The organism is Humibacter sp. RRB41 (genome assembly GCF_022761015.1).
In the GTDB taxonomy this organism is placed as follows: Bacteria; Actinomycetota; Actinomycetes; order Actinomycetales; family Microbacteriaceae; genus Humibacter.
On record NZ_JAKWJQ010000009.1, the window covers coordinates 67,214 to 89,189 of the forward strand.

The 21,976-nt window shown below is 66.7% G+C and carries 22 protein-coding genes; 12 read left to right on the forward strand and 10 right to left on the reverse strand.

What is annotated here, in order from left to right; genetic code table 11:
* The first annotated feature begins 24 nt into the window (after positions 1-24).
* From MJ603_RS17885 to MJ603_RS17920, 8 genes are all read left to right on the forward strand, one after another.
* A complete protein-coding gene (locus MJ603_RS17885; RefSeq protein ID WP_243065119.1) occupies positions 25-519 on the forward strand; it encodes a hypothetical protein in 495 nt (164 codons plus the stop codon).
* A gap of 153 nt (positions 520-672) precedes the next feature.
* Entirely contained in the window at positions 673-1,800 is a 1,128-nt protein-coding gene (locus MJ603_RS17890; RefSeq protein WP_243065120.1) for a spermidine/putrescine ABC transporter substrate-binding protein, read from the forward strand.
* A 137-nt stretch (positions 1,801-1,937) separates the two neighbouring features.
* Positions 1,938-2,780, forward strand: coding sequence for an ABC transporter permease (locus MJ603_RS17895; protein WP_243065121.1), 843 nt, complete (start codon positions 1,938-1,940; stop codon positions 2,778-2,780).
* Positions 2,777-3,634 (forward strand): ABC transporter permease, encoded by an 858-nt coding sequence (locus MJ603_RS17900; RefSeq protein ID WP_243065122.1) that lies wholly within the window; start codon positions 2,777-2,779, stop codon positions 3,632-3,634. Before MJ603_RS17895 ends, MJ603_RS17900 begins: the two co-directional genes overlap by 4 nt.
* A gap of 42 nt (positions 3,635-3,676) precedes the next feature.
* Entirely contained in the window at positions 3,677-4,798 is a 1,122-nt protein-coding gene (locus tag MJ603_RS17905) for an aminotransferase class V-fold PLP-dependent enzyme (RefSeq protein WP_243065123.1), read from the forward strand.
* A gap of 84 nt (positions 4,799-4,882) precedes the next feature.
* Complete coding sequence (locus MJ603_RS17910) at positions 4,883-5,461, forward strand: DoxX family protein (protein ID WP_243065124.1); 579 nt, start codon at positions 4,883-4,885, stop codon at positions 5,459-5,461.
* Complete coding sequence (locus MJ603_RS17915; protein ID WP_243065125.1) at positions 5,454-6,689, forward strand: S9 family peptidase; 1,236 nt, start codon at positions 5,454-5,456, stop codon at positions 6,687-6,689. Before MJ603_RS17910 ends, MJ603_RS17915 begins: the two co-directional genes overlap by 8 nt.
* Entirely contained in the window at positions 6,686-7,657 is a 972-nt protein-coding gene (locus MJ603_RS17920) for an NAD-dependent epimerase/dehydratase family protein (protein ID WP_243065126.1), read from the forward strand. Before MJ603_RS17915 ends, MJ603_RS17920 begins: the two co-directional genes overlap by 4 nt.
* A 7-nt stretch (positions 7,658-7,664) precedes the next feature.
* On the opposite strand, the gene MJ603_RS17925 is transcribed toward MJ603_RS17920, so the two are convergent.
* The 7 genes from MJ603_RS17925 to MJ603_RS17955 all read right to left on the reverse strand — a co-directional run bounded on the left by MJ603_RS17925 (position 7,665) and on the right by MJ603_RS17955 (position 15,382).
* The gene (locus MJ603_RS17925; RefSeq protein WP_243065127.1) at positions 7,665-8,561 is read right to left on the reverse strand and encodes a hypothetical protein; all 897 of its coding nucleotides are present in this window, start codon (positions 8,559-8,561) and stop codon (positions 7,665-7,667) included.
* Entirely contained in the window at positions 8,558-9,847 is a 1,290-nt protein-coding gene (locus tag MJ603_RS17930; protein ID WP_243065128.1) for an ROK family transcriptional regulator, read from the reverse strand. Before MJ603_RS17930 ends, MJ603_RS17925 begins: the two co-directional genes overlap by 4 nt.
* Complete coding sequence (locus MJ603_RS17935; RefSeq protein ID WP_243065129.1) at positions 9,844-11,094, reverse strand: enolase C-terminal domain-like protein; 1,251 nt, start codon at positions 11,092-11,094, stop codon at positions 9,844-9,846. The genes MJ603_RS17930 and MJ603_RS17935 overlap by 4 nt, the downstream gene beginning before the upstream one ends.
* 40 nt (positions 11,095-11,134) lie before the next feature.
* Positions 11,135-12,022, reverse strand: a complete 888-nt coding sequence (locus MJ603_RS17940; protein ID WP_243065130.1) for an NAD(P)-dependent oxidoreductase — start codon at positions 12,020-12,022, stop codon at positions 11,135-11,137.
* Positions 12,019-12,999 carry a carbohydrate ABC transporter permease gene (locus tag MJ603_RS17945; RefSeq protein ID WP_243065131.1) on the reverse strand — a complete coding sequence of 327 codons (981 nt, stop codon included), beginning with the start codon at positions 12,997-12,999 and terminating at the stop codon, positions 12,019-12,021. Before MJ603_RS17945 ends, MJ603_RS17940 begins: the two co-directional genes overlap by 4 nt.
* On the reverse strand, positions 12,996-13,937 hold the full coding sequence (locus MJ603_RS17950; protein WP_243065132.1) for a carbohydrate ABC transporter permease: 942 nt from the start codon (positions 13,935-13,937) through the stop codon (positions 12,996-12,998). The genes MJ603_RS17945 and MJ603_RS17950 overlap by 4 nt, the downstream gene beginning before the upstream one ends.
* A 62-nt stretch (positions 13,938-13,999) precedes the next feature.
* Entirely contained in the window at positions 14,000-15,382 is a 1,383-nt protein-coding gene (locus MJ603_RS17955; RefSeq protein ID WP_243065133.1) for an ABC transporter substrate-binding protein, read from the reverse strand.
* 313 nt (positions 15,383-15,695) lie between these two features.
* Between MJ603_RS17955 and MJ603_RS17960 the strand changes: the two genes are divergently transcribed.
* The 4 genes from MJ603_RS17960 (at position 15,696) to MJ603_RS17975 (ending at position 19,379) form a co-directional block, all read left to right on the forward strand.
* A complete protein-coding gene (locus tag MJ603_RS17960) occupies positions 15,696-16,532 on the forward strand; it encodes a sugar phosphate isomerase/epimerase (protein WP_243065134.1) in 837 nt (278 codons plus the stop codon).
* Between the two features lie 14 nt (positions 16,533-16,546).
* A complete protein-coding gene (locus MJ603_RS17965; protein WP_243065135.1) occupies positions 16,547-17,158 on the forward strand; it encodes a bifunctional 4-hydroxy-2-oxoglutarate aldolase/2-dehydro-3-deoxy-phosphogluconate aldolase in 612 nt (203 codons plus the stop codon).
* A complete protein-coding gene (locus MJ603_RS17970; RefSeq protein WP_243065136.1) occupies positions 17,155-18,099 on the forward strand; it encodes a sugar kinase in 945 nt (314 codons plus the stop codon). The genes MJ603_RS17965 and MJ603_RS17970 overlap by 4 nt, the downstream gene beginning before the upstream one ends.
* A gap of 86 nt (positions 18,100-18,185) precedes the next feature.
* Positions 18,186-19,379, forward strand: coding sequence for an enolase C-terminal domain-like protein (locus MJ603_RS17975; RefSeq protein ID WP_243065137.1), 1,194 nt, complete (start codon positions 18,186-18,188; stop codon positions 19,377-19,379).
* Between the two features lie 283 nt (positions 19,380-19,662).
* Here MJ603_RS17975 and msrA read toward each other — a convergent pair whose 3' ends face one another.
* From msrA to hpaD, 3 genes are all read right to left on the reverse strand, one after another.
* Complete coding sequence (gene msrA, locus MJ603_RS17980) at positions 19,663-20,178, reverse strand: peptide-methionine (S)-S-oxide reductase MsrA (RefSeq protein WP_243065138.1); 516 nt, start codon at positions 20,176-20,178, stop codon at positions 19,663-19,665.
* Positions 20,179-20,262: 84 nt separating this feature from the next.
* Positions 20,263-20,730 (reverse strand): peptide-methionine (R)-S-oxide reductase MsrB, encoded by a 468-nt coding sequence (gene msrB / locus MJ603_RS17985; RefSeq protein ID WP_243065139.1) that lies wholly within the window; start codon positions 20,728-20,730, stop codon positions 20,263-20,265.
* Positions 20,731-20,849: 119 nt separating this feature from the next.
* The gene (gene hpaD, locus MJ603_RS17990; protein WP_243065140.1) at positions 20,850-21,845 is read right to left on the reverse strand and encodes a 3,4-dihydroxyphenylacetate 2,3-dioxygenase; all 996 of its coding nucleotides are present in this window, start codon (positions 21,843-21,845) and stop codon (positions 20,850-20,852) included.
* Positions 21,846-21,976: the final 131 nt, after the last annotated feature.

The following is a 21,976-nucleotide window of genomic DNA, read 5'->3' on the forward strand; positions in this document are numbered from 1 at the left end:
GGCATCCTCTGCGACCATCGAGGGATGTCCGACGATCTGTTCACCTCGATCGGTGCCGAGCCCACCGATCCACCCGGGCGCGCGCCCCGCACCGCGACCCAGGTGTGGATGCTCGCCGCCGGCCTCGTCGTGCTGCTCGCCGCAGTGTTCGGCGGAGGCATCGCCCTCTGGTCCATCGTCGACGGCATCAGGTACGACACCTCCTTCGGCTCGTGCTACCTCGTCGGACCGTTGGACCCCCGCCCCTGCTCGGACCTCACGGTGGCGGAGATCGCGGCCCTGTCGGCGCTCGACCTGCCCTCGGGAACGAAGGTCGTCAGCTCGACGTCATCCGGCGGGGACTCCCCCGGCAACGGCACCATGCACGCCGTGGTCCTGTTGCCGCAGGATGCCCCGTCGCCGCTCGCCGCGGGCGCTCCGCCGGATGAGGCCAACGTCACGCGCCACTTCGCAGAGACGTCCACCTCGAGCGGGCGGTTGCGCATCGACATCCGCGTGGACGTGCACGGCAAGCACTGAGGCCGGGCATTACGCCAGGTGACCGGCGCGGACGCCGCGGTCGCGCGAGATGATTACCGTTGACGTCGAGGCAGTTATCCCCCGAATCCGCACGACGGCACGACCCGCGACGGCACGACCCGCGAACGGATTCCCACAGCAAAGGACCCGTCCATGAGCACGTCAGCGCCCAGGAGCGTCGGCTCCTCCCTGATCAGCCGGCGCACCGTTCTCGGTGCAGCAGCACTCACACCGATCGCGGCGTTCCTCGCGGCCTGCTCGTCGACGGGATCGTCGGGCACGGCATCCGCGAAGCTCACCAGCCAGCTGAACATCTACACCTGGCCCGACTACTTCAGCGACAAGGACCTCGCGGCCTACGCCAAGAAGTACGGTGTGACGCCGAAGATCTCGACCTATACCGACAACAACACGTTGTTCACGAAGCTCAACTCGGCCGCCGGCGCCGGGTACGACATCGTGGTGCCGTCGTCGAGCTGGATCAAGCAGATCTCCGACAAGGGCCTGCTCGAAGAGCTCGACCTCGACCGGTTCAACCTGAAGAACCTCGATCAGTCGCTGCTCAACCGCAATTACGATCCGCACAACAAGTACTCCATTCCCAAGGACTGGGGTCTGCTGGGTGTCGTCTACGATCCGGATGCCGTCGGCGGCGAGATCAAGACCTGGCAGGACTTCTTCGACGCGGGCGCCAAGAGCGGCGCGAGCGGGCGCATCCGCATGACGAGCGCGGCAGAGGAAACAGTCGGACCGGCCCTGTGGGTGCAGGGCAAGGACTGGAACACCAAGAAGATCGCGGACATCCAGGGCACCGAAGACTTCCTCACCACGTTCGCCAAGCACGTGAAGACGTTCTCGGCGTTCGACCCGAACGCACTGAAAAGCGGCGCCATCGTGATGGCGCAGGCCAACCAGGCTGCGGCGCGCAACGCGATTCTGCTCAACCCGAAGCTGAAGTGGGTCGTGCCCGGCCCGACGAGCGAGCTCTGGGTCGACAGCTTCTCGATCGCCAAGGGTGCTCCTGACGTGGAGCGGGCATACGAGTTCCTGAAGTACCAGCTCACGCCGACCGTGCAGGTCAACGAAACCGTCTACCTCGGCTACCCGGCTTCGTTGAACGGGTTGCGCGACAAGCTGCCGTCGAACGTGAAGGAGTCGGACCTCATCTTCGGCGGCCCGGATGTCGACTTCGACAAGCTGACCAGCTTCATCGTGAACCCTGACACGTACCCGACGTTCCAAGACATCCAGAACAAGGTGCAGGCCGCAGCCGGCGCGTAGACCGGCGCGACTGGCGCGACCGCGAGACTGCACGCCCGCGGCGAAGCTGCGGGGTATACCCGCTGTCTCGCCCGGGGCGTGCAGTCTCGCGGTAACGGGGCTCCGCAGGCGGGGACGGGCGATGGGAGGATCGAAGGGTGAGACGCACGGGTGACCACGTACTCGCGGCGATCCCGCTCGCGTGGCTTGCCGTGCTGTTCCTCGTGCCGCTCGGGTTCACGCTGGTGTACTCGTTCGGCACCAGCGGATTCGGCACCGTGCAGCTCGGGTTCTCGCTCGACAACTACGTGCAGGCGCTCGGTCCTCTCTATTTGGAGACGTTCCTGCGCACGCTCGGGTTCGCGGTCGGATCGAGCCTGCTCTGCCTCGTGCTCGCCTACCCGATCGCCTATGCCATCGCCCGGCGCAGCGGACGTTTCAAGGTCGTCGCCTTCGCGCTGATCCTGCTGCCCTATCTGGCGAGCCTGCTCATCAGGGTGATGTCGTGGCAGATCCTGCTCGCGCAAGGCGGTCCGCTGGAGAAGGTCCTGCGCGCGATCGGCGTGCTGCACTCGCCGATCACCATCCTCGACTCACTGCCCGCCGTGATCATCGGCACGATCGCCGTCTATCTCCCGATCGCGATCATCGCGCTCGCCGTGGTGCTCGACCGCATTCCGCCGGAGGTGGTCGAGGCGAGCCACGACCTCGGGGCATCCCCCACCGCCACGTTCTGGACGGTGATCTTTCCGCTCAGCCGACCCGGCATCGCCACCGCCGCTCTGCTCACAGCGGTGCCGATGCTCGGCGAGCTCGTCATCCCGGTACTGCTCGGTGGCAACAAGGGGCTGTTCCTGTCGCAGGCCATCTCGACGCAGTACGTGCAGTCGCAGAACTACGCGCTCGGCTCCGCCATGGTCGTGCTGCTCGTGCTCGCCGTCGCGGTGATCGTCGCGCTGCTGGTGCGCCTCACCCGCGGGTTCGAAGGGACTGCAGGATGACCGCGCACCAGTTCCCTGAGCGAATTGGCCGCAGGGGGCGCCTGGCCACCGGCATCGCCCTGTGGGTGTGGTTCGGCGTCGTCGTCGTGTTCCTGTTCGCGCCGATCGTGACGGCGATCGCCTACTCGTTCAACCAGGGTGTCGCAGGCAAGCAGACCTCGGCGTTCACTGGGTTCACGTGGGATTGGTACACGCACACGTTCAGCGACCCGACGATCGCGCAGGCAACCGGCACGAGCCTCGTCGTCTCGTTCTGGGCAGCACTCATCGCAGTGGTCATCGGCACGATCCTCGGCTTCGAGCTGGCGCGCAACCCCAATCGCGCGGTGCGGCGCCTGCTCGCCGGGCTCACGTACATCCTGCTCATCGTGCCGGAGACCGTGCTCGGCGTCTCGCTGCTGCTGTTCTACACGGAGACCCGAATTCCCCTCGACGAGTTCACGCTGATCGCGGCGCTCACACCACCGAGCATCTCGGTCGTGGCGTTCGTGATCAGGGCGCGCGTTCTCACACTGGATGCCGGTGTCGAGGATGCCGCGGCCGACCTCGGAGCCGCGCGCCTGACCACCCTGCGCACCGTCGTCCTCCCTCAACTCGGCCCGGCGATCGGCGCCGCAGCGCTCATCGCGTACACGTTCGCGTTCGACAACGTGGTGATCGCGAACTTTCTCTCGACGCCAACCGTCAACGTTCTCACCGTGTATCTCTACGGCACCCTGCAGTACGGCGCGACACCCGCCGTCTACGCGACCGCGACGCTCATCTTCGTGTTCACGGTGGTCGCGCTCGGCATCGCGGCTCTGCTGCTGAGGACGGCGCTGCGCGTACGCCGACGGGATGCCGCTGATGCGTGACGGTGCACGTGAGCGACAAAGGACAGGAGACGCACACAGACCATGACCGAGTGGAATCCCTCCGCGGCAACCGGCTTCGTGCCATCCGGATTCGCCGTGCGGCCGTACCCGGCCGAGCGGTATGCGCCGCTGGCCGACCGCATCGGCGGCATCCTCGGCACGATCGGCGACGTGGTCTTCGTGCAGGCGGAGGCGATCGTCGCGCTCGAGGCGGTGGCGGCATCCGTCGGTGCACCCGGCCGCAGCGCGCTCGTGCTTGTCACGAGCCCGTACGGGGATGTCTTCGGTCGCTGGCTCGAGGCCGCCGGCAGCGACGTGCGCTACCTGCGCGCCGCCGGCCCGACGGCCATCCATCCCGAGCAGTTGAACGTCGCGCTGGAGCAGTCACCCGCTGAAGTCGTCTACATCACGCACGGCGAGGCCGCGACCGGGGTCGCGAACCCGCTGGAGCACCTCGCCGCCACCGCTCGTGCGCACGGGGCGCTCGTCGTGGTGGATGCCGTCGCGTCGGTCGGCGCCCACCCGCTGAACCTCGACGCGTGGGGCATCGACATCGCGGTGGTCGGGCCGCAGAAGGCACTGGGTGGGCCGGCGGCGCTGTCAGCTGTTGCGGTGTCCACCGCGGCCTGGGCATCCATCGACGGCCCCTCGCACTCCGTGCTCTCGCTGATCGATCTGAAGCGCGACTGGCTCGACGCAGGACGCGGGCTGCTGCCGGGAACTCCGGATCCGCTCTCGTTCTGGGCGCTGGAGAACGCGGTGCAGACCTTCCTCGTCGAGGGCACGGATGCCGTGATTCAGCGCCACGCGCAGGCATCCGCTCTGGCGAGGGTCGCGGTGACTGGTGCGGTGGGCGGGCTGGGAATCGGGCCATCTCCGGCGGACGACGCCGACGCATCCCACCTCGTCACGCTCGCGCCGGTGCCGGTCGGCATCGACATCGATGACCTCATCGCCCGTGCACGCCGACTCGACGACACGATCTCTGCGGCGCTCGGCGAAGCGGCCGGACGCTTCGTGCGGCTCAATCACACCGGGCGCCGGGCGAACTTCGCGTCCGTTGCGAGCACGGTCAATGCCTACGCAAGCGCGCTTCACGGGCTCGGCGTCGCTGTCGACCTGGAGTCGCTCGCGGGCGCGCTCGACGGTTCGGACCATACGTAAAGCGACCGATTTCGCGGCCATGCCGATAGAACGGTAGCCGGGGCATCCGCCGCCCCTTTCGCACACCGCATCACGGAGGATCGCATGGGAACGCTCATCCTGAGACTGGTCGTCGGACTGCTCTTCGTCGGGCACGGCCTGCAGAAACTCGCAGGGCTCTTCGGAGGCGGCGGGCTGAAGCAGACAGAGGCGACGATGGATGCCATCGGCATGCATCCCGCGAATCTTCAGGCACGTGCGGCCGGCCTCGCCGAGACCGCCGGGGGTGCTGCGCTGGCGCTCGGCGTCGCCACGCCTTTCGCGTCCGCCGGGCTGATCGCGACGATGCTGACGGCCGTTCGCAAGGTGCACGCGAAGAACGGACTCTGGAATTCGAAGGGCGGTGCCGAGTTCAACCTCGTGATGATCGCGGCTGCGGTTCTGCTCGCCGAACGGCCCGGCAAGGCGTCGATCGACGGAGCGTTCGGTCGCTCCAAGTGGGGCACCGGCTGGGCCGTCTTCGCCGTGCTCGCGGGAGCGATCGGCTCGAGCCTTGCCATAGCGGCGGGCAGGCGGTTCGCGCCCGTGGCTTCGGCTGAGGAACCCGACGCGGCTGAGGACGACGTTGCAGACCCGGACGACACCACCGAAGACGACGACGACGAAGACACGAGCGATGAGTAAGCATTCGCTGATCAACGCGTTCTCCGACAACGCGGATGCGGACTATGAGATCCGCACCGTGCTGGGTGGGGCGTACTCCGGCGCCGCCGACGTCGGCGAGGTTCTCGCCGCTGTCGAATCCGTCAAGGGCAAGGACCACCGGGGGTGGTTCGAGGCCTGGCTGGCACTCGGCGACCGCATCGCCGCCGACGCGGATGCCGCGCACGGCAAGGGACACGCCGCGAGTGCGTCGGGGGCGTATCTGCGGGCATCCGGCTACTACGCGGTCGCGGTGAATGCGGCGTCCGCGCTCGACTCGGAGAACGAACTGCTGACGACCTTCCGCAAGCACCGTGCCGCGTGGGACGGATTCGTCGACACCACGACACAGGCACGCGTGGAGCGCGTCGCGATTCCGTACGAGGGGGCGACGCTGCCGGGGTACGTGTTCCGACCGCGCGAGGCATCCGAATCGACACCGCTCCTGATCGGCACGAACGGCAGCGACGGATCGCTCACCTCGATGTGGACGTCGTGCGTCTTCGGCGCCCTGCAGCGCGGGTACACCGTGCTCCTCTACGACGGCCCTGGTCAGCAGTCGATGCTCTTCGAGCAGAAGACGACGTTCCGGCCCGACTGGGAGGCGGTACTGACGCCGGTGCTCGACTTCGCGCTCGGCCTCGATGGCGTGGATGCGAGGCGCACGGCCGTCTACGGCATCAGCCAGGGCGGCTACTGGGTGCCACGGGCGCTCGCCTTCGAGCACCGTTTCGCGGCGGCCATCGCCGACCCCGGTGTCGTGGACGTGTCAGCCTCGTGGACGTCGCACCTGCCGAAGAGCATGCTCGAACTCATCGACAAGGGCGAGAACGAGAAGTTCGACAAAGACATGGTGCTCGGGCTCAAGTTCCAGCCGCAGAACGCGGTCACCTGGGCCTTCCGTGCTCGGCCGTACGGGGCGCTCGGATACGCCGAAACGATCGAAGAGGTACTCACGTACGACCTCGAGAAGGTCGCGCAGCAGATCACGACGCCGCTGCTCATCACCTCGCCGGAGGGCGAACAGTTCTGGCCTGGCCAGTCCGAACGACTCGCGAAGCTGACACAGGATGTCTCCGCTCTCGTTCCCTTCACCGCAGCCGAGGGCGCCGACCTGCACTGTCAACCCCTCGCGCGCGCGTTGACGGACGAGCGCATGTTCGACTGGCTCGACGAACGCTTCGCGCAGGTGGGATCGGAGGACTCATGAAAATCGTCGTCATCGGCGCCACCGGTCACGTCGGCGGCTACCTCGTTCCTCGTCTGGTGCGAGCGGGTCATTCCGTCGTTGCCCTGTCGCGTGGACTCCGCGCGCCGTACCGCGCCGACGATGCTTGGCACGCGGTCGAGCGCATCGACCTCGACCGCGAGGCCGAGGATTCCGCCGGCACCTTCGGCGAGCGGGTCGCGTCCCTGGGCGCCGACGTCGTGATCGACATGATCTGCTTCTCGCGGGCATCCGCTGCGCAGTTGGTCGAGTCGTTGCGCGGACGCGTGCGCATGCTCGTGTCGTGCGGATCGATCTGGTCGCGCGGCATCCTGACAGAGGTGCCCGGCACTGAGGACTCCCCGCTGAACGCCTGGGGTGAGTACGGCGTCGGCAAGGCCGAACTCGAACGCTATCTGCTCGAGGAATCCGCGCGTCCTAACGGTCTGCCGAGCGTCATCATCGACCCCGGACACATCTCAGGTCCCGGGTGGCACGTGATCAACCCGGCCGGAAACCTCGATCCGCTCGTGTGGGAGCGCCTCGCATTCGGCGAGCGCGTGATACTCCCCGACTCAGGACTCGGGATGCTTCACCACGTGCACGCCGACGATGTCGCCCAGCTCTTCGAGTTGGCGGTCGCCAGCGGCCCTGATGTCGGCGGGAACGCCTTCTTCGCGGTGTCGGCGAGCGCCCTCACGCTCCGCGGCTTCGCAGAGGCCGCCGCAGGCTGGTTCGGTCACACCGCGAACCTCGGCTACGTGCCCCTCGCCGAACTCGCCTCGGCGACGAGCGAGCAGAACGCCGCGACAACGATCGAGCACGTCGCACGCAGCCATGCGATGAGCATCGACAAGGCGAGACGGATGCTCGGCTACAGGCCCGCGTACACGTCGCTCGAGGCGACCCGCGAGGCCGTCGGATGGCTGAACGGCAACGGTGCGTTCGAGCGGCGGCTCGCGTTCGTGTGAGGCGCTGTCACTCTGCCCCGTCCTCGCGCACGCCAACGGTGAGTTCGATCGCCCCGTCGACGACGCCCCGTCCCGGCACGACGACCGGTCCGAGCCCTTCCCCATTCGGCCAGTAGTCGCGCGACGCCGGCTCGAGCGCGATCGCCGAGATGGTGCGCCACCAGGGAAAGCCGTCGGTCGCGTGGTGCTCCTGCCAGACGTGCAGGTACGGCATGAGCCGGGCATCCCAGCGCAAGCGACCGAACGCCCCGGAGTCGGGGTCGGCGATGGTTGCCTCGCCGCGATCACCGACCGGCAGCGAGCGGAACCCCGAAACACCTTGCTCGCTCTGCGGGAACGCGAGATCGAGCCGGCCCGCCGGCGTGGTCACGGCCGTTCGCGGACCGATCAGAGCCGGCCCGAGGGCAGGATGCTCCGTCCAGGTGAAATCGATCGGCTCCGGCGAGAGATTCTCCACTCGTTGCTCGACGCGAACTGTCGGGCCCTCGATGCTCACACGCCGCGTGACCCTCAGCGGTACGGTACGCAACACCACCTCGTGCGCGCAGACCGCATCATCGTGCTCCACGAGGCGCCAGGTGCGCCAGGACGCTTCGCCGTGGAAGGGATGCTCCACGCCGGCGACCGTGCGCTCGTCCCCGGCGTGTGGAACAAGGGTGTGCCATCCTCCCGGGTAGCGGCGATGCCACTCGACACTCGTGCCGGCGGATAGTGCTATTGGCTCCCATTGCTCGTCGGCCCATGGAGTGCTGAGCAGGAATTCGGTGCCGGTGCGGCGATCGATGATCGATGAGATGCGGGCACCAAGGGGCTCGACGGCGACATCGAGCGCAGTCGAGCCGATCGAGACCTTTTCCAGTGCACGAGCATCCGCCGACGCATTTGCGGGGGCGGTTCGTTTCATAGCGTCATCGACCTCGTCTTGCTGCCCATTCGGGGAGCGAAAGTGTTGTGGAAAATCGACGACGCCGCGCCGATCGCGCCGGCCTCGCCCTGCAGAACGGACCGTTCGACGAGCACCTCGCGCGCGGAGTGCGCCGTCGGCACGGTGTTCACCTCACGGGAGATCACCGACACCACGAGATCACGCAGTTCCGGTTCGAACGCCGGGCCGCCGATGACCATGAGCGGAAGATCGAGCAGATCGATCAGCGCCGTCGCACCCTGCGCGATGACGGATGCGATCTGTTCGACTGCCGCCACTGCGTGGTCCTCTCCACGCCCGACCTCTGCGCACATCTCCCGATACGTCGATGCCGTGCCCGCGTAGCCGAGCTCTCGTGCGATCTCCGGCAGCGCAGCCGTCGGGTTGCATTCCCTCACCAGCAGCGGCCTTCCGGCCGAATCGACGCGGCCGACGCGGATGGCGCAGAGCTGGCCGAACTCGCCGGCGTTCGAACTCACGCCGCGGTACACATCGCCATTCAGTACAAGGCCTGAGCCGATACCGGTTCCGAAGTAGAGAAAGACGAAGTCGCCCGAACGCGTGGTCCGCCCGACCCAGCGCTCACCGACGGCGGCGGCTTCGCCGTCTTTCTGCACGATCACCGGGCAGTCCAACCGCTTCTCGAGCAAGTCCCGCAGCGGCACGTTGCGCCACGAGCGCGAGAGCGGCAGTTCGAGCAGTGCGCCGTCCATCGTGATCGGTCCCGGTGTGGCCACCCCGACACCGAGCAGGGAGTCACGGTCGATGCCCGACGTCGATATCAGCTCGTCGATGCGGTCGGAGATCGACTCGACGAGGCTGTCCGGCGAGACATCCGCATCGAGTGCGACGGTGTGGCGCTCGACAACGCTGCCGTCGAGGTTCGAGAGCACGAATGTCAATGAGGTGGGGTCGACGAGCACGCCGACCGCGTGCGCGGCCTCGGCGCGAAGTTTGATGGTCGTGCGCGGCTTGCCAACCTGCTCCGTGCGCACCTGCTCACCCTCGACGACGAGTCCGCGTTCGATCAGCAGGCGCAGGATGCGTGACACCGACTGCTGCGTGAGCCCTGTGCGCTCCGCCACTTCGGTACGGCTGATGACCCCTGCCTGCCTGATGGTCTCGATGATCGTCGCCTCGTTGAACGAGCCGAGGTCGTACTGGTTGGCGCCGCCGTGAGCGCGCCGATCCGCTCCCCTCGATTGCGCGCGACGCGCGGGTCGCGCGCTCTTCAGTAGCGAGGGTTCTTCGCCCACCTGTGTCACGGAGCCTCCAGAGCGCCATCCGGTCGCCGCACGCCTGCCGCCCATGCGTCGTGGCCCGAGAGTCCGGCCGGAAACCGTGCGGCCGCCGCCTCGTCGATCTCGATTCCCCACCCCGGAGCATCGTTGGGCGTCAACCAGCCGTCCCTGATACGTAGAGTACCGGGGAAGACCTCGTGGGTCGCTTCGTTGTAGACGTGTCCTTCCTGGATGCCGAACGCAGGCGACACGACGTCGAGCGCGACGTTCGCCGCGGCACCGATCGGCGAGGTGTCCCCCGGGCCGTGCCACGCCGTGCGCACTCCGTTGATCTCGGCGAGGTCGGCGAGCTTGCGCCCAGCGGTGAGGCCGCCGATGTCGGAGACGTGGCTGCGGATCAGGTCGACGCCCTTGCCCTGGATGAGCCGCGCGGCATCCTGGAACGACGTCGTGAGCTCGCCGACAGCGATCGGGATGGGGCTCGCAGCCCGCACCTCTGGCAGCCGATCCCAGTGCTCGGGCGGCAGCACGTCTTCGAGGAAGAACAGGCGATACGGCTCGAGCGCGCGCGCCAGCCAGACGGCATCCTTCGGTGTGAGCCTCGAATGCACGTCGTGCAGGAGCTCGACGTTGTCGGGCAGACGATCACGCGCCGCCTCGAAGAGCGCGGGTGTGCGCCGCACATAGTCCCGAGCACTCCAGCCGTTGGGATAGGGCGCGTTCGGGTACTCGGTCGGCACGGCTGGGGCGCCGTATCCGCCACCGCCAGGAGTGGAGACCTGCAGGCGCACGTAGCGCTGGCCCTGCTCGATGAGCCGTTCCGCGTCATCCAGAGCTTCGTCGATCGTTCGACCGTCTGCATGCAGATAGGTGTCGGCCGCCGCGCGCACCTTGCCGCCGAGCAGCTCGTGCACCGGCATACCCGCCCGCTTGCCCGCGATGTCCCACAGTGCCTGGTCGATGCCCGAGATGGCATTGTTCGTCACGGGCCCGCCCCGCCAGTACCCGGTGAAGCCGACCAGCCTCGTGAGGTCGCCGATGTCGCCCGGGTATCGCCCGACCAGCAATCTGGCGACGTGGTCGTCCACGAACGAGCGCACGGCCGTCCACCTTTGCGTGAACGTCGCGCACCCCAGCCCGTAGAGTCCCGGCTCGTCCGTGTCGATGCGCACGACGACGAGGGGTGTGCCCTCCGGCGCTGTGACGATGGCGCGAACCGAGGTGATGCGCAGATCGGTGCGCGCGGTCCAGGGGTTGTCGAAGGTGTTCATCGTGCTCTTTCGTCGTTCAGTTGTCGGTTTATCGGTGCGATCAGCGGATGTCAGCCGGCAGCTCCCGCGTCTCGAGGTCGAGCTCGTGCTCGGCCCTGAACCCGATCAGACGTTCCGCGTCGTCGAGGTCCATCGGAACCTCGCGCCCGGCGAAGCGCCTGCGCCGCGGGACATCGGGTGCGATCGCGTCGAGCACGTCTTCCGTGCGGTACGGGATGCTGGTGGTCGGCGCCGCCAGATAGAACGCGACCGCTCCGCTGGTGGATGCCGTCAGCCCGAGCTCGATGGCCCTCGCGGCGTCGCGCACATCGAGATACGCCCACGCCTCGGTGAGACCGTGACGCGGGTCGCGGGTGAGGGTCGCGGACTGCGCCATCAGAGCATCCGTGATGTTCACGTGCGGAAAACGGAGCGTCACGATATCCATTCCCCATCGCCTCCACACCATGCGCGAGGTGTTCTCGTCGTTCAGCTTCGACAACGAGTACCAGTCGGAGACATCGGCGGGCATGTCGGTGTCGATGGGCAGGTAGGGCGGCTGTGCGTTCGAATCGATGCCCTGCGGCAGCCCGTAACGGTTGATACTCCCGGCGACGACCGCTCGCCGCACGCCACGCTCGGCCGCCTGCGAGAGCACGTTGAACGTCGAGACGACGTTGTTGCTGTACACGTCGTAGGCGGGTGCCGCGTCACGATGGGCGAGCGCTGCGAGGTGTACGACGAGGTCGACGCCGTCGAGCGCTCCGGCGACGTCGTCCACCGCCCGGGTGTCGCCCTCGACGACGCGGTCGGCATGCTCGACAGTCGTGCCGTGTGCGCACATCGCCGTCACGAGGGCCCCGCACCGGGCCAGGCGCCGAGTCGCCACCCGGCCGATGCGACCGGATGCCCCGGTGACCAGCACGCGCCGTCCATCCAGTCGCGTCATCCCTTGATCCCTCCCGCCGCTCCGACGCCGCGCAGGAACTGCTTCTGGAAGATGATGAAGAGGATCACCGGGATGATGATGGTCAAGAACACCGCGGCCATCTGCACCGAGAACGGCTGCGACGTTCCGTTTCCGAAGCTGCCGAGGACCACCGAAACCGGTTGCAGGTTCGGATTGGTCAGCACCAGCATCGGCCACAGATAGTCCTTCCATGATCCGATCACCGTCAACAGGGTGACGACACCGAGGATCGGGCGCGACAGCGGTATGACGACAGTGGTGAACACCCGCAGTTGGCCGGCGCCGTCGATCTTCGCCGCCTCGATCAGCTCGCGCGGAATCGAGTCGAAGAACCGTTTGAGCACGATGACGTTGAACGCGCTCGCGCCGGCCGGCAGCCACACCGCCCAGAACGTGTTCTGCAGGCTCACGCCGATCACGGGCATGTGCAGGATCGTCAGGTACAGGGGCACCAGTGAGATCACGCCGGGCAGGAACAGCGTCGCGAGGATGGCACCGGAGAGGATCGGGCCCCACTTCGGTCGCAGCACGCTCAGCAGATAGGCGCCGGTGGCACTGATGAACAGTGTGGAGACCGTCGATCCAATGGCGACGAACGCTGTGTTGGCGAGCGACGAACCGATCTGAGCTCCGTTCCAGGCCTGCAACAGGTTGCCCCACTCGTACGGGGAGAACCAGATGCCCATCGGATTGCTGACGATCGTCTGGCTCGGCGCAACGGACGCCCTGGCCGACCACAGGATCGGCCCGAGGCCGGCAAAGATCAGCCCGATGAACATCACGATCTGAATGATCCACATGCTGACTTTGACGACAGGCCGATTGCGGTCGGCGGTGGAGATCGCACCGCGCGGTTTCGCTTCCTTCTGCGGCCGTTTCGAGTGGTGCGCCGAAATCGGTTCTGCCGCAACCGAGTCTGTTCCCGGAACGACGATGGTTTGTCCGAGCGCGCTCATGACGGGCTCCATCTCTTGGTCACGAAGTGGTAGATGATCGACAGCACGCAGAGGACTGCAGCCAGCAGCACGCTGAGTGCGGTTGCCGAGCCGAAGTCGCCGTTGACGAAGGCGTAGTTGTAGATCTTCAGCATGATGGTCATCGTCGCGTTGTTCGGGCCGCCTCCGGTGAACAGGAATGGTTCGGTGAACAGCTGGAACGTGCCGATCAGCTGCAGCAGCATCATGATGAAGATGATGTTGCGCAACTGCGGAATCGTCACGTGCCACAGCCGCGACCAGATGCCGGTGCCGTCGATCTCGGCGGCCTCGTAGAGTTCAGGGCTGATGCCGCCGATCGCTGCGAGGTAGATGATCGCCGTCGCGCCTGCCCCCGCCCAGGTGGTGTAGAGCACGAGGGATGGCATCGCCATCGCCTCCGAGTTCAGCCACGGGAACGGCCCGAGGCCGATCCATCCGAGCATGGTGTTGAAGATGCCTTCGCTGGAGGGGTCGTAGAAGAACTTCCAGAGCAGGATGCCCGCCACCGGCGGCACGACGGCCGGCAGGTACGCCAGCAGGTTGTACATCCAGTCGTACTTGCGCAGTTCATTGATGAACACGGCGAGCAGAATCGGCACGGGGAATCCGAAGACCAGGCCTAGGAGGGCGTAGTAGCCCGTGTTGAGCGCCGCCTGCGGCAGCCCGGGGTCGGTGAGGACGAATTCGAAGTTCTTCAGGCCGACCCAGCTGGCCGCGGAGACCAGGTTGGTCCTCTGCAGGCTGAGCACCAGGCCGTTGACGACCGGGCCCCACGAGAAATAGAGGAAGATCAGCACGATCGGTACGGCGAAGAGAGCCGTGGTCAGCCCGCCGGCGCGATACCACCGGCTGACGCTGAACCGTTTGCGCGGGCGGCCGAGTTGCCGCGGCGTTGCGATGTCAAGAGTTCGAGTCATGATGTGTTCCGTGCGGCTCGGCCCCGGCCGAAGCCGGGGCCGAGCCCCTCACGAATCCTGTCTCAGCCCGCGGCCTGCGACAGGTTGCGGTCGATCGTCGTACCGGCCGCCTGGACCAACTGTTTGATGTCCGCGTTCTTGTCGGTGAGCACCTTCTGCACCACCGGATCCAACGCCGCATACGTGTTCTGCGCATCCGCGGGTTCCGGGATCAGCGGCAGCGTCGACGACGTGTAGCCCTTGAACTGGTCGAGCGGCACGTTGATCTGGTCCTTGATCCAGCCGAGATAGCGGTTGTTGATCGCGTCCGTTACAGGAGGTAGGCCCGGGACGCCGACCGCGGTTCCATCAGCCGCATTTGCCGTGGCGTTCTGCACCGCCAGGTCCTTGTCGAAGTACTGCTGGAAGTTCATGAACTTCACCCACTTCGCCGCGGCGAGCAACTGGTTCGGTGTCGCCTTCGCGTTGAACATGGCGATCGTGCCGCCGGTCAACGTGCCGTTTGTGCCATTGGCCTGCGGCAACGCGCCCTGCCCGAAATCGGCAGGCTTCATGCCGTAGGTCGGGATCGCCTGTCCGTAGATGTCCGGTGCCTGCATCACGATGCCGATCTTGCCGGCGGAGAACGCCTTGCGGATGTCATCCTGGTTGTAGAGGAACTGGCTGCCCATCGAGTTGTCGGTCCAGCGCATGTCGTGCAGCAACTGCAGCGACTCTTCGGTCGCCGATCCCATGTCGGTCTTGGTACCGGCCTTGTTCGTGACCGTACCGCCCATGCTGTAGGTCATGGCGGTCAGCATCCAGCCGCCGGTGTTGTTCGTGGTCAGCTGCGCGTAGCCGGCGACACCGGGCACCTTGTCGTGGATCTGCTTGGCGTCGGCGCGCACTTCGTCCCAGGTGGTCGGCGGCTTGTTCGGGTCGAGACCGGCCTTGGTGAAGAGCGCGCGGTTGTAAGAGATTCCGACCGAGAACAGGCCGTATGGCACCGTGTAAACGTCGCCGTTCGCGTCCTGCACGTTCTTCAGTGCGAGCGGATTCAGGTCGTCGAGCAAGCCGATCTGCTTGAGGTACGGCGTCATGTTCGGCAACTGCTTGTTGGCGATCAGCTGTTTGCTGTAGGTGAGCGACACGTTCATCGTGTCGGGAAGCGTGCCACCGGCCAGCTTGGCCTGAAAGGTCTGCGCCTGCCAGTACTCGGTCGACGGCTTCACCGTGATGTTCGGATACATCTTCTCGAACTGTTGCAGCTGCTTCAAGAAGTTCGCCCGGTCGGCCTTCTTGTCGGCCGTCGGCTCGTCTCCGACAGTGATCGTGACCTTCGCCTTCGGATCGGCCTTGCTCTGATCCGAACTGGTCCCGGTCCCGGCTCCGCTGCAGCCCGCTAGGGCCGCGATGGTGCCGATGGCCGCGAGCATGGTCGCGACCTTCAGTACGCGTTTCTTCATTGAAACTCCCGTTGTTGAGTGATTGTGCATGGATGCACTCCGTGCCGGACTATCGGTGCCACCCGGCGTGGTGGTAAATATAAAACCAAGAGTGTTACTAAATCAAGAGGCAGGTAGTCTTCCCCCGTACGGGGTGCGTTGCGAGCCTTGCGTCTACCTCGTTCGAAGGCCGATCAGCGCGTGCGCACACGGATGGCAATCCGATGGCAACCCTTTGCCTTATCGACCGGATCGCGCCCACACTTGCATTCGCAAGATCCGCAGCAACGAGAGAACTTGGGGTAAGAACGTGGCCAGAATCGGTGTCCAGGCAATGATGTTGAAACAGCACGTGGCGGCAGAGGGCGCATACGCGGTGTGGAAACGACTGGCCGACCACGGCTTCGGTGTGGTCGAGGTGTCTCAGATCGAGCTCACCGAGGCGACTCGTGACGAGATCGTGCGAGCGGGCGACGACTTCGGCATCGTCGTCGCTGCCATCTCCGGCGGCATGGGCGAGACGGGCGGCGGCGGCAACGACTCGCTGCGGGAGTCGTTCGACAAGATCGTGGCGGACTGCCGGGCGCTCGGCACCGAGCGCGTGCGCATCGGAATGTTGCCGACCCCGTCGCTCGCATCGAAGGATGCCCTGCTCGCCTTCATCGCCGACGCGAACGAGATGGCGCGACGCCTCGCCGATCAGGGCATCGTCTTGAGCTATCACAACCATCACGCCGAGTTCGCACGAATCGACGGGAAACACATCCTCGACCTGATCAGGGAGGGAGCGCCGGACCTCAAGCTCGAACTCGACGTGCACTGGATCCAGCGCGGCGGTATGGACCCGGTCACGGTGCTCGAGCGCTATTCGGGGGCCGTCGACCTGGTTCACCTCAAGGACTACCGCATCGAGTTGCCGTCCCCCGAGGCGTTCGACGCGCTCGCGGGCGGTGACCAGACAACCTGGAATGCGGCCTGGAGCGCCCTGGTGCAGTTCGCCGAGGTAGGGCGAGGCAACCTCGACTTCGCCGGCGTCGTCGATGCCGGTGTGGCCGCGGGCGCAGAGTATCTCTTGATCGAGCAGGACGAGCAGTACGGGCGCGACATCTACGATTGCCTGGCCGACTCGCGCGCCCACCTGGTGGGGCTCGGCTACGGCGACATGTTCTGAACGGAGAACGAAGCATGCATTCCGAGAACGAATGGCTCGACGCCACTCTTGGCGCCTGCCCGGTGATGGCGATTCTGCGCGGCTTCGGCCCGGAGCGCACGCTCCAGCTGGCCGAGAAGGCGTGGGATCTCGGCGTCACGCTGGTGGAGGTTCCGATCCAGTCGACCCGCGACATCGAGGCGCTCGAGGCCACCGTCGCGGCGGGCAAGGGGCGCGGCCTCGCAGTCGGCGCTGGGACGGTCATCGACGACACGACCGTTGCGCAGGCGCGGGATGCCGGAGCGCAGTTCACGGTGAGTCCCGGGTTCTCGGCCGACGTGGTGCTGGCATCCGTCGCCGCCGGCATGCCGAGCATTCCCGGTGTCGCGACGGCGAGCGAGATTCAGGCCGCCGTCGGAATCGGGCTGCGCTGGCTCAAGGCGTTCCCCGCTGCCAGGCTGACGCCGGCGTGGTTCAAGGACATGGCCGGACCATTTCCACAGGTGAAGTTCGTCGCGACCGGCGGCATCGACGCCGGCAACGCCGCGGGTTTCCTCGCTGCTGGGGCATCCGTCGTCGCGCTCGGCTCTGCACTCGCCGACCCGGAGCAGCTGTCCGCCATCACACCGTTGCTCACCAGGGCATGAGGACGGCCCCGAGCGGCGCGGAACCCGGCACCGCGTACGACGTGGTCGCGCTGGGCGAGACGATGGTGCAACTCGTGCCTAACGGGGCGCGCCTCGCGCACGCGGACTCCGTACATGTCGGCATCGGTGGCGCCGAGTCGAACACGGCGTGTTATCTCGCGGCTGCCGGACGCAGCGTCGCGTGGGTCAGCGCCGTCGGCGACGACCCGTTCGGGCAGCGCATGCTGGAGGAGATCGGCGGCTACGGCGTCGATACGTCCCACGTGCTCATCGATCCGGATGCCCCGACCGGCGTCTATTTCAAAGACCCCGAACCCACCGGCACCTCGGTGTACTACTACCGCAGCGGCTCCGCCGCGTCGCGGCTCACCACGAAGGCCGTCGACCTCCCTGATCTGCACGGCGTGCGCGTGCTGCACCTGACCGGGATCTCGCTCGCACTCTCCGACGGATGCGCGCAGCTCGTGCGCGACGCATCCATCGCCGCGAGCGCCGTCGGAGCGGTCACCTCGTTCGATGTCAACTACCGGGCGAGGCTGTGGAGCGTCGCGGATGCCGCGCCGGTGCTGCTCGCGCAGGCCGCGGCATCCGATCTGGTGTTCGTCGGACTCGACGAGGCGAACACGCTGTGGGGCTGTCAGACGGCGTCGGAGGTGCGTGAGCTGCTCCCCGGTCCCGAACTCGTGGTGAAGGACGGCGCCATCGGCGCGACCTCCTTCGGCGAGCACGGCGCGGCCTTCGTGCCGGCACACGAGGTGGAGGTCGTCGAGCCGGTCGGAGCAGGGGACGCGTTCGGCGCCGGGTATCTGCATGGTCTGCTGAGCGGGGCATCCGCTACGGAACGGCTCGCGTCGGGACACGCCTTCGCCGAAGCGGCGTTGCGCTCGATCCACGACGTGGCATCCGTTGACGAGGTGCGCTTCATCGCCTCACTGCGCTGAGCCGCCTCCGTGCCGGCGACCTGCGGCGACCACGAGATCGCGACGCCCGGCGTAACCTCGACGAGTCCGAGCCGACAGGAGGATCGATGCGCACCTCGAAGATCAGCAAGGTCGAGGTGCACAGGCTGACGGGACAGCATCCCGACCCGCTGCCAGGCGACCATCAGCGCCAGGTGCAGGCGATCGATCTGTACGAGTCGGCGCGGGAACCCCTGCGAGTCGCGGCCGGCGGGCGCGAGCGTCCGACGACCATCTCGCGCTGCTACCTGCGCATCGAAACGGATGACGGCGCGCACGGTCTCTACGGTCCGATCGACGAGCTGCCTGCGCGGGTCGTGCTCGACGTCTACCGCGAACTGCTGATGGGGCAGGATGCCCTCGCAAGCTCCACGATCTGGGATCAACTCGAGCGCGTCGACCGGCACAGCAGGCACGGTCTGCACAAGGCGGCGATCTCCGCGATCGACAACACGCTGTGGGATCTGCGCGGGCGCGTCCTGGATGCGCCGGTCTGGCAGCTGCTCGGCGGAGGCTCGCGTCGCAGCATCCCGGCATACGCCAGCATGCTCGGCACACCCCTCGACGCCGAGTCTGTACGGGCTGCCGCCGCGCAAGCACAGGCCAAGGGCTTCGCCGGTCAGAAGTGGTTCTTCGAGCACGGCCCAGCGAGCGGACCTGCAGGGTTGCGCGCAAACGTCGAGCTCGTGCGCGAGGTGCGTGAAGCCGTCGGGCCGGACGAGCCGATCATGTTCGACGCGTACCACGGCTGGGATCTGCCGTTCGCCCGGGCATGGGCTCGACGCGTCGAGCAGTACCGGCCGGATTGGCTCGAGGAGCCGTTGCTCCCGAACCGGCACGCCGCGTTCGCGGAGTTGCGGAGGTCGACTGCCATCCCGATCGCCACCGGCGAGCACGTCTACGACCGTCAGGAGGCGCTCGACTTGCTCGCCGACGGATCGATCGCGGTGCTCCAGTGCGATCCGGAGTGGTGCGGCGGCGTCACCGAACTGGTGCGGATGTCGACCCTTGCCGAGACCTTCGGCGTTCCGCTGATCCCGCACGGACACGGCATCCACGCGGCGCTCCACGTGATCGCGTCGCAGTCCCCCGAGGTGTGCCCGAAGGCGGAGTACCTGTGGCGCATGATGCCGGTACGGCATCACTTCGAGACGGATGCCCCCGCCCCCGTGAACGGCGCGTTCCGGCTGCCGACGGGGCCGGGCTTCGGCATCCGCATCGACGAATCGAAGGTGCAGAGCGACGACGTGCTCGCCGCCTGAGCGTCGATCGACGTTCGGACCTGACTCACCCTCGCAGACGACTCACCGGCGCCGACGACTCACGCCGGCCTGCCGCTCAGAGCGCGAGCGCCCGATGAACGGATGCGACGGCGCTCGACCCCTCGCCGACCGCCGCGGCCACCCGCTTCATCGATCCGCGACGTCGACGCCGCCTGCCCACCTGGTGCGACGGTATCGAGCAGCAAAGTGCTCAGGCCCTCGGATGCCCCCGCCGTGAAGTCGCCGGGCGAGGGACTCGCTGCGTTCGCTCAGGGAGCTGGGGCTACGCGGTCTGCGCCTCGCGGTGGGGAAGACGCCAGTTCGGGCGCACGTAGTGGCAGGTGTAGCCCGCCGGGTACTTCTCCAGATAGTCCTGGTGCTCCTCCTCGGCCTCCCAGAACACGCCTGCCGGCTCGACCTCGGTGACGACCATCCCCGGCCAGAGACCGGACGCGTCGACATCAGCGATGGTGTCGCGCGCAACGCGCTCCTGCTCAGGCGACGTGTAGAAGATCGCCGAGCGGTAGCTGCGGCCGATGTCGTTGCCCTGACGGTTCTTGGTCGACGGGTCGTGGATCTGGAAGAAGAACTCCAGGATGTCGCGGTAGCTGATCACATCGGGATCGAAGATGATCTCCACCGACTCCGCGTGATCTCCGTGGTGGCGATACGTCGCGTTCGGCGTGTTCGGGTCGCCGGAGTATCCCGTGCGCGTCGAGATCACGCCCGGCTTGTGGCGCAGAAGCTCCTGGGCTCCCCAGAAACATCCGCCTGCGAGGATGGCACGCTCGGTGCTCATAGTGATGACTCCTTATTTGTGGATGCTGACATTGTCTGTCGGATGCGCGCCCGCCGTCACAGCGGACGTCACATCCGTTCGCGCTTACGCCTGTGCGCCGGTGGACGCCGCGTGATCGAAGAGCGAGACGTACTGTCCGTAGCCGTCCTTCTCGAGGTCGGCGAGGGGTACGAAACGCAGCGCGGCGGAGTTGATGCAGTAGCGCAATCCGCCTGCCTCGATCGGGCCATCGTCGAACACGTGGCCGAGGTGGCTGTCGCCGTGGGTCGAGCGCACCTCGGTGCGCACCATGCCGAACGCCCTGTCGGTGTTCTCCACGATGTTCGCGGGGTCGAGCGGCGCGGTAAAGCTCGGCCAGCCGCATCCACTGTCGTACTTGGTCGTCGATGCGAAGAGTGGCTCGCCCGAGACGATGTCGACGTAGAGGCCGGCATCCTTCTTGTCCCAGAACTCGTTACGGAACGCGGGCTCCGTCGCGGCCTCCTGCGTCACCTCGTACTGGCGGGGCGTCAGGTCTGCGATCGCCTTGGGGTCCTTGCTGTACTTGCTCATGTGTGAACTCCTTACAAAGGGGAAAACGCAGTACCCCTTCAGTAAGTTCCCGCCTGTGCCCCCTGTGGCTGTGAGGATGCTGTGACTCGCGCCGGGCAGAGACCGGCGCACAAGACGACTCAGTGCACGCCGAGGTAGGCCTCGAGGGTCTGCGGGTTCGCGTGCAACAACGGCTCGTGCAGCACCTCGCCCGGGAACTCGCTCGCCTCGAAGAACCAGCGGTTGGATGCCGGCATCCCCCACAACTGCGCACGCTTGGCGTTGCTGATGTCCCAGCGGATCGGCTCGTCCTCGAGGTCGATGAACTGGTAGTGCGTCGTGAAGAGCTCGACGCGGTGCTGGTCGGGGTCGCGCAGGTAGAGGAACAGGGCGTTGCTGATGCCGTGCCGACCCGGTCCGCGGTCGATCTCCTCGCCGAAGCCGAGCGCGCCGGCGACATCCGCGGCATGCAGCAGCGAGATGCCGTCGGGCACCGTGTAGGCGAAGTGGTGCAGCCTCGGGCCGTGGCCGTTGGTGAAGACCAGGTCGTGCGTGTTGCCCTTCACCTCCATCCAGGTTCCCCAGAGTTCGTCGGTGCCGTCCTTGGCTGTGTACTCCGACATTCGCATGCCGAGACCGGTCCAGAAGTCGGTACCGGCCTGCACGTCGTAGGTGATGCACTGGAAGTGGTCGATGCGCTGTGGCGCTCCTGCCACGAACTCGTCGAAGTTCTGCATCTTGCGCGGCAGCAGGTCCATCGACGAGGTCAGCTCCATGTGGGTTCCGACCGGGTCGCTGAAAAGCAGGGTCGGCCCCTGGTGCGGCCGTTCGACACGCTCGTGCTCGATGCCGGTGTCGGCGAAGTAGCGCTCAGCGGCGACGATGTCGTCGTCGGTGCGCACGCGCAGGCCGACGCGCAGCGCCTGCGCGACCTCACCACGCTCGAGCACCAGGCTGTGGTGCGCCGACTCCTCGAGTCCGCGCAGGTACACGGCGTCGTCGGTCTCCTCTGAGACCACGAGTCCGACGACGTCGCGGTAGAAGTCGCGGCTCGCCTCGAGATCGGTCACCGCGAGCCTGACGTGGCTGGCCCTGGTGAGCTCGAAGGGCGGATTCGGGTTGGTTGTCGGCAGCATCGTGGCCTCCGGTAGTTCGGTGCGTCTCCGTTCGAGCGTGACACCGGTACGGCCGTCGGGGAACTACTTTCTCGCTCTGTCAGCCATAACGGATGCCTATATCCAGCTGATCACCATGCCTACGGCATATG

What these genes read in the sequence shown, in the direction of transcription:
- MJ603_RS17885 (WP_243065119.1), top strand. Translation starts at nt 25, where the DNA reads ATGTCCGACGATCTGTTCACCTCGATCGGTGCCGAGCCCACCGATCCA.
- MJ603_RS17890 (WP_243065120.1), top strand. Translation starts at nt 673, where the DNA reads ATGAGCACGTCAGCGCCCAGGAGCGTCGGCTCCTCCCTGATCAGCCGG.
- MJ603_RS17900 (WP_243065122.1), top strand. Translation starts at nt 2,777, where the DNA reads ATGACCGCGCACCAGTTCCCTGAGCGAATTGGCCGCAGGGGGCGCCTG.
- MJ603_RS17905 (WP_243065123.1), top strand. Translation starts at nt 3,677, where the DNA reads ATGACCGAGTGGAATCCCTCCGCGGCAACCGGCTTCGTGCCATCCGGA.
- MJ603_RS17910 (WP_243065124.1), top strand. Translation starts at nt 4,883, where the DNA reads ATGGGAACGCTCATCCTGAGACTGGTCGTCGGACTGCTCTTCGTCGGG.
- MJ603_RS17915 (WP_243065125.1), top strand. Translation starts at nt 5,454, where the DNA reads ATGAGTAAGCATTCGCTGATCAACGCGTTCTCCGACAACGCGGATGCG.
- MJ603_RS17920 (WP_243065126.1), top strand. Translation starts at nt 6,686, where the DNA reads ATGAAAATCGTCGTCATCGGCGCCACCGGTCACGTCGGCGGCTACCTC.
- MJ603_RS17925 (WP_243065127.1), bottom strand. Translation starts at nt 8,561, where the DNA reads ATGAAACGAACCGCCCCCGCAAATGCGTCGGCGGATGCTCGTGCACTG.
- MJ603_RS17935 (WP_243065129.1), bottom strand. Translation starts at nt 11,094, where the DNA reads ATGAACACCTTCGACAACCCCTGGACCGCGCGCACCGATCTGCGCATC.
- MJ603_RS17940 (WP_243065130.1), bottom strand. Translation starts at nt 12,022, where the DNA reads ATGACGCGACTGGATGGACGGCGCGTGCTGGTCACCGGGGCATCCGGT.
- MJ603_RS17945 (WP_243065131.1), bottom strand. Translation starts at nt 12,999, where the DNA reads ATGAGCGCGCTCGGACAAACCATCGTCGTTCCGGGAACAGACTCGGTT.
- MJ603_RS17950 (WP_243065132.1), bottom strand. Translation starts at nt 13,937, where the DNA reads ATGACTCGAACTCTTGACATCGCAACGCCGCGGCAACTCGGCCGCCCG.
- MJ603_RS17955 (WP_243065133.1), bottom strand. Translation starts at nt 15,382, where the DNA reads ATGAAGAAACGCGTACTGAAGGTCGCGACCATGCTCGCGGCCATCGGC.
- MJ603_RS17960 (WP_243065134.1), top strand. Translation starts at nt 15,696, where the DNA reads ATGATGTTGAAACAGCACGTGGCGGCAGAGGGCGCATACGCGGTGTGG.
- MJ603_RS17965 (WP_243065135.1), top strand. Translation starts at nt 16,547, where the DNA reads ATGCATTCCGAGAACGAATGGCTCGACGCCACTCTTGGCGCCTGCCCG.
- MJ603_RS17970 (WP_243065136.1), top strand. Translation starts at nt 17,155, where the DNA reads ATGAGGACGGCCCCGAGCGGCGCGGAACCCGGCACCGCGTACGACGTG.
- MJ603_RS17975 (WP_243065137.1), top strand. Translation starts at nt 18,186, where the DNA reads ATGCGCACCTCGAAGATCAGCAAGGTCGAGGTGCACAGGCTGACGGGA.
- msrA (WP_243065138.1), bottom strand. Translation starts at nt 20,178, where the DNA reads ATGAGCACCGAGCGTGCCATCCTCGCAGGCGGATGTTTCTGGGGAGCC.
- msrB (WP_243065139.1), bottom strand. Translation starts at nt 20,730, where the DNA reads ATGAGCAAGTACAGCAAGGACCCCAAGGCGATCGCAGACCTGACGCCC.
- hpaD (WP_243065140.1), bottom strand. Translation starts at nt 21,845, where the DNA reads ATGCTGCCGACAACCAACCCGAATCCGCCCTTCGAGCTCACCAGGGCC.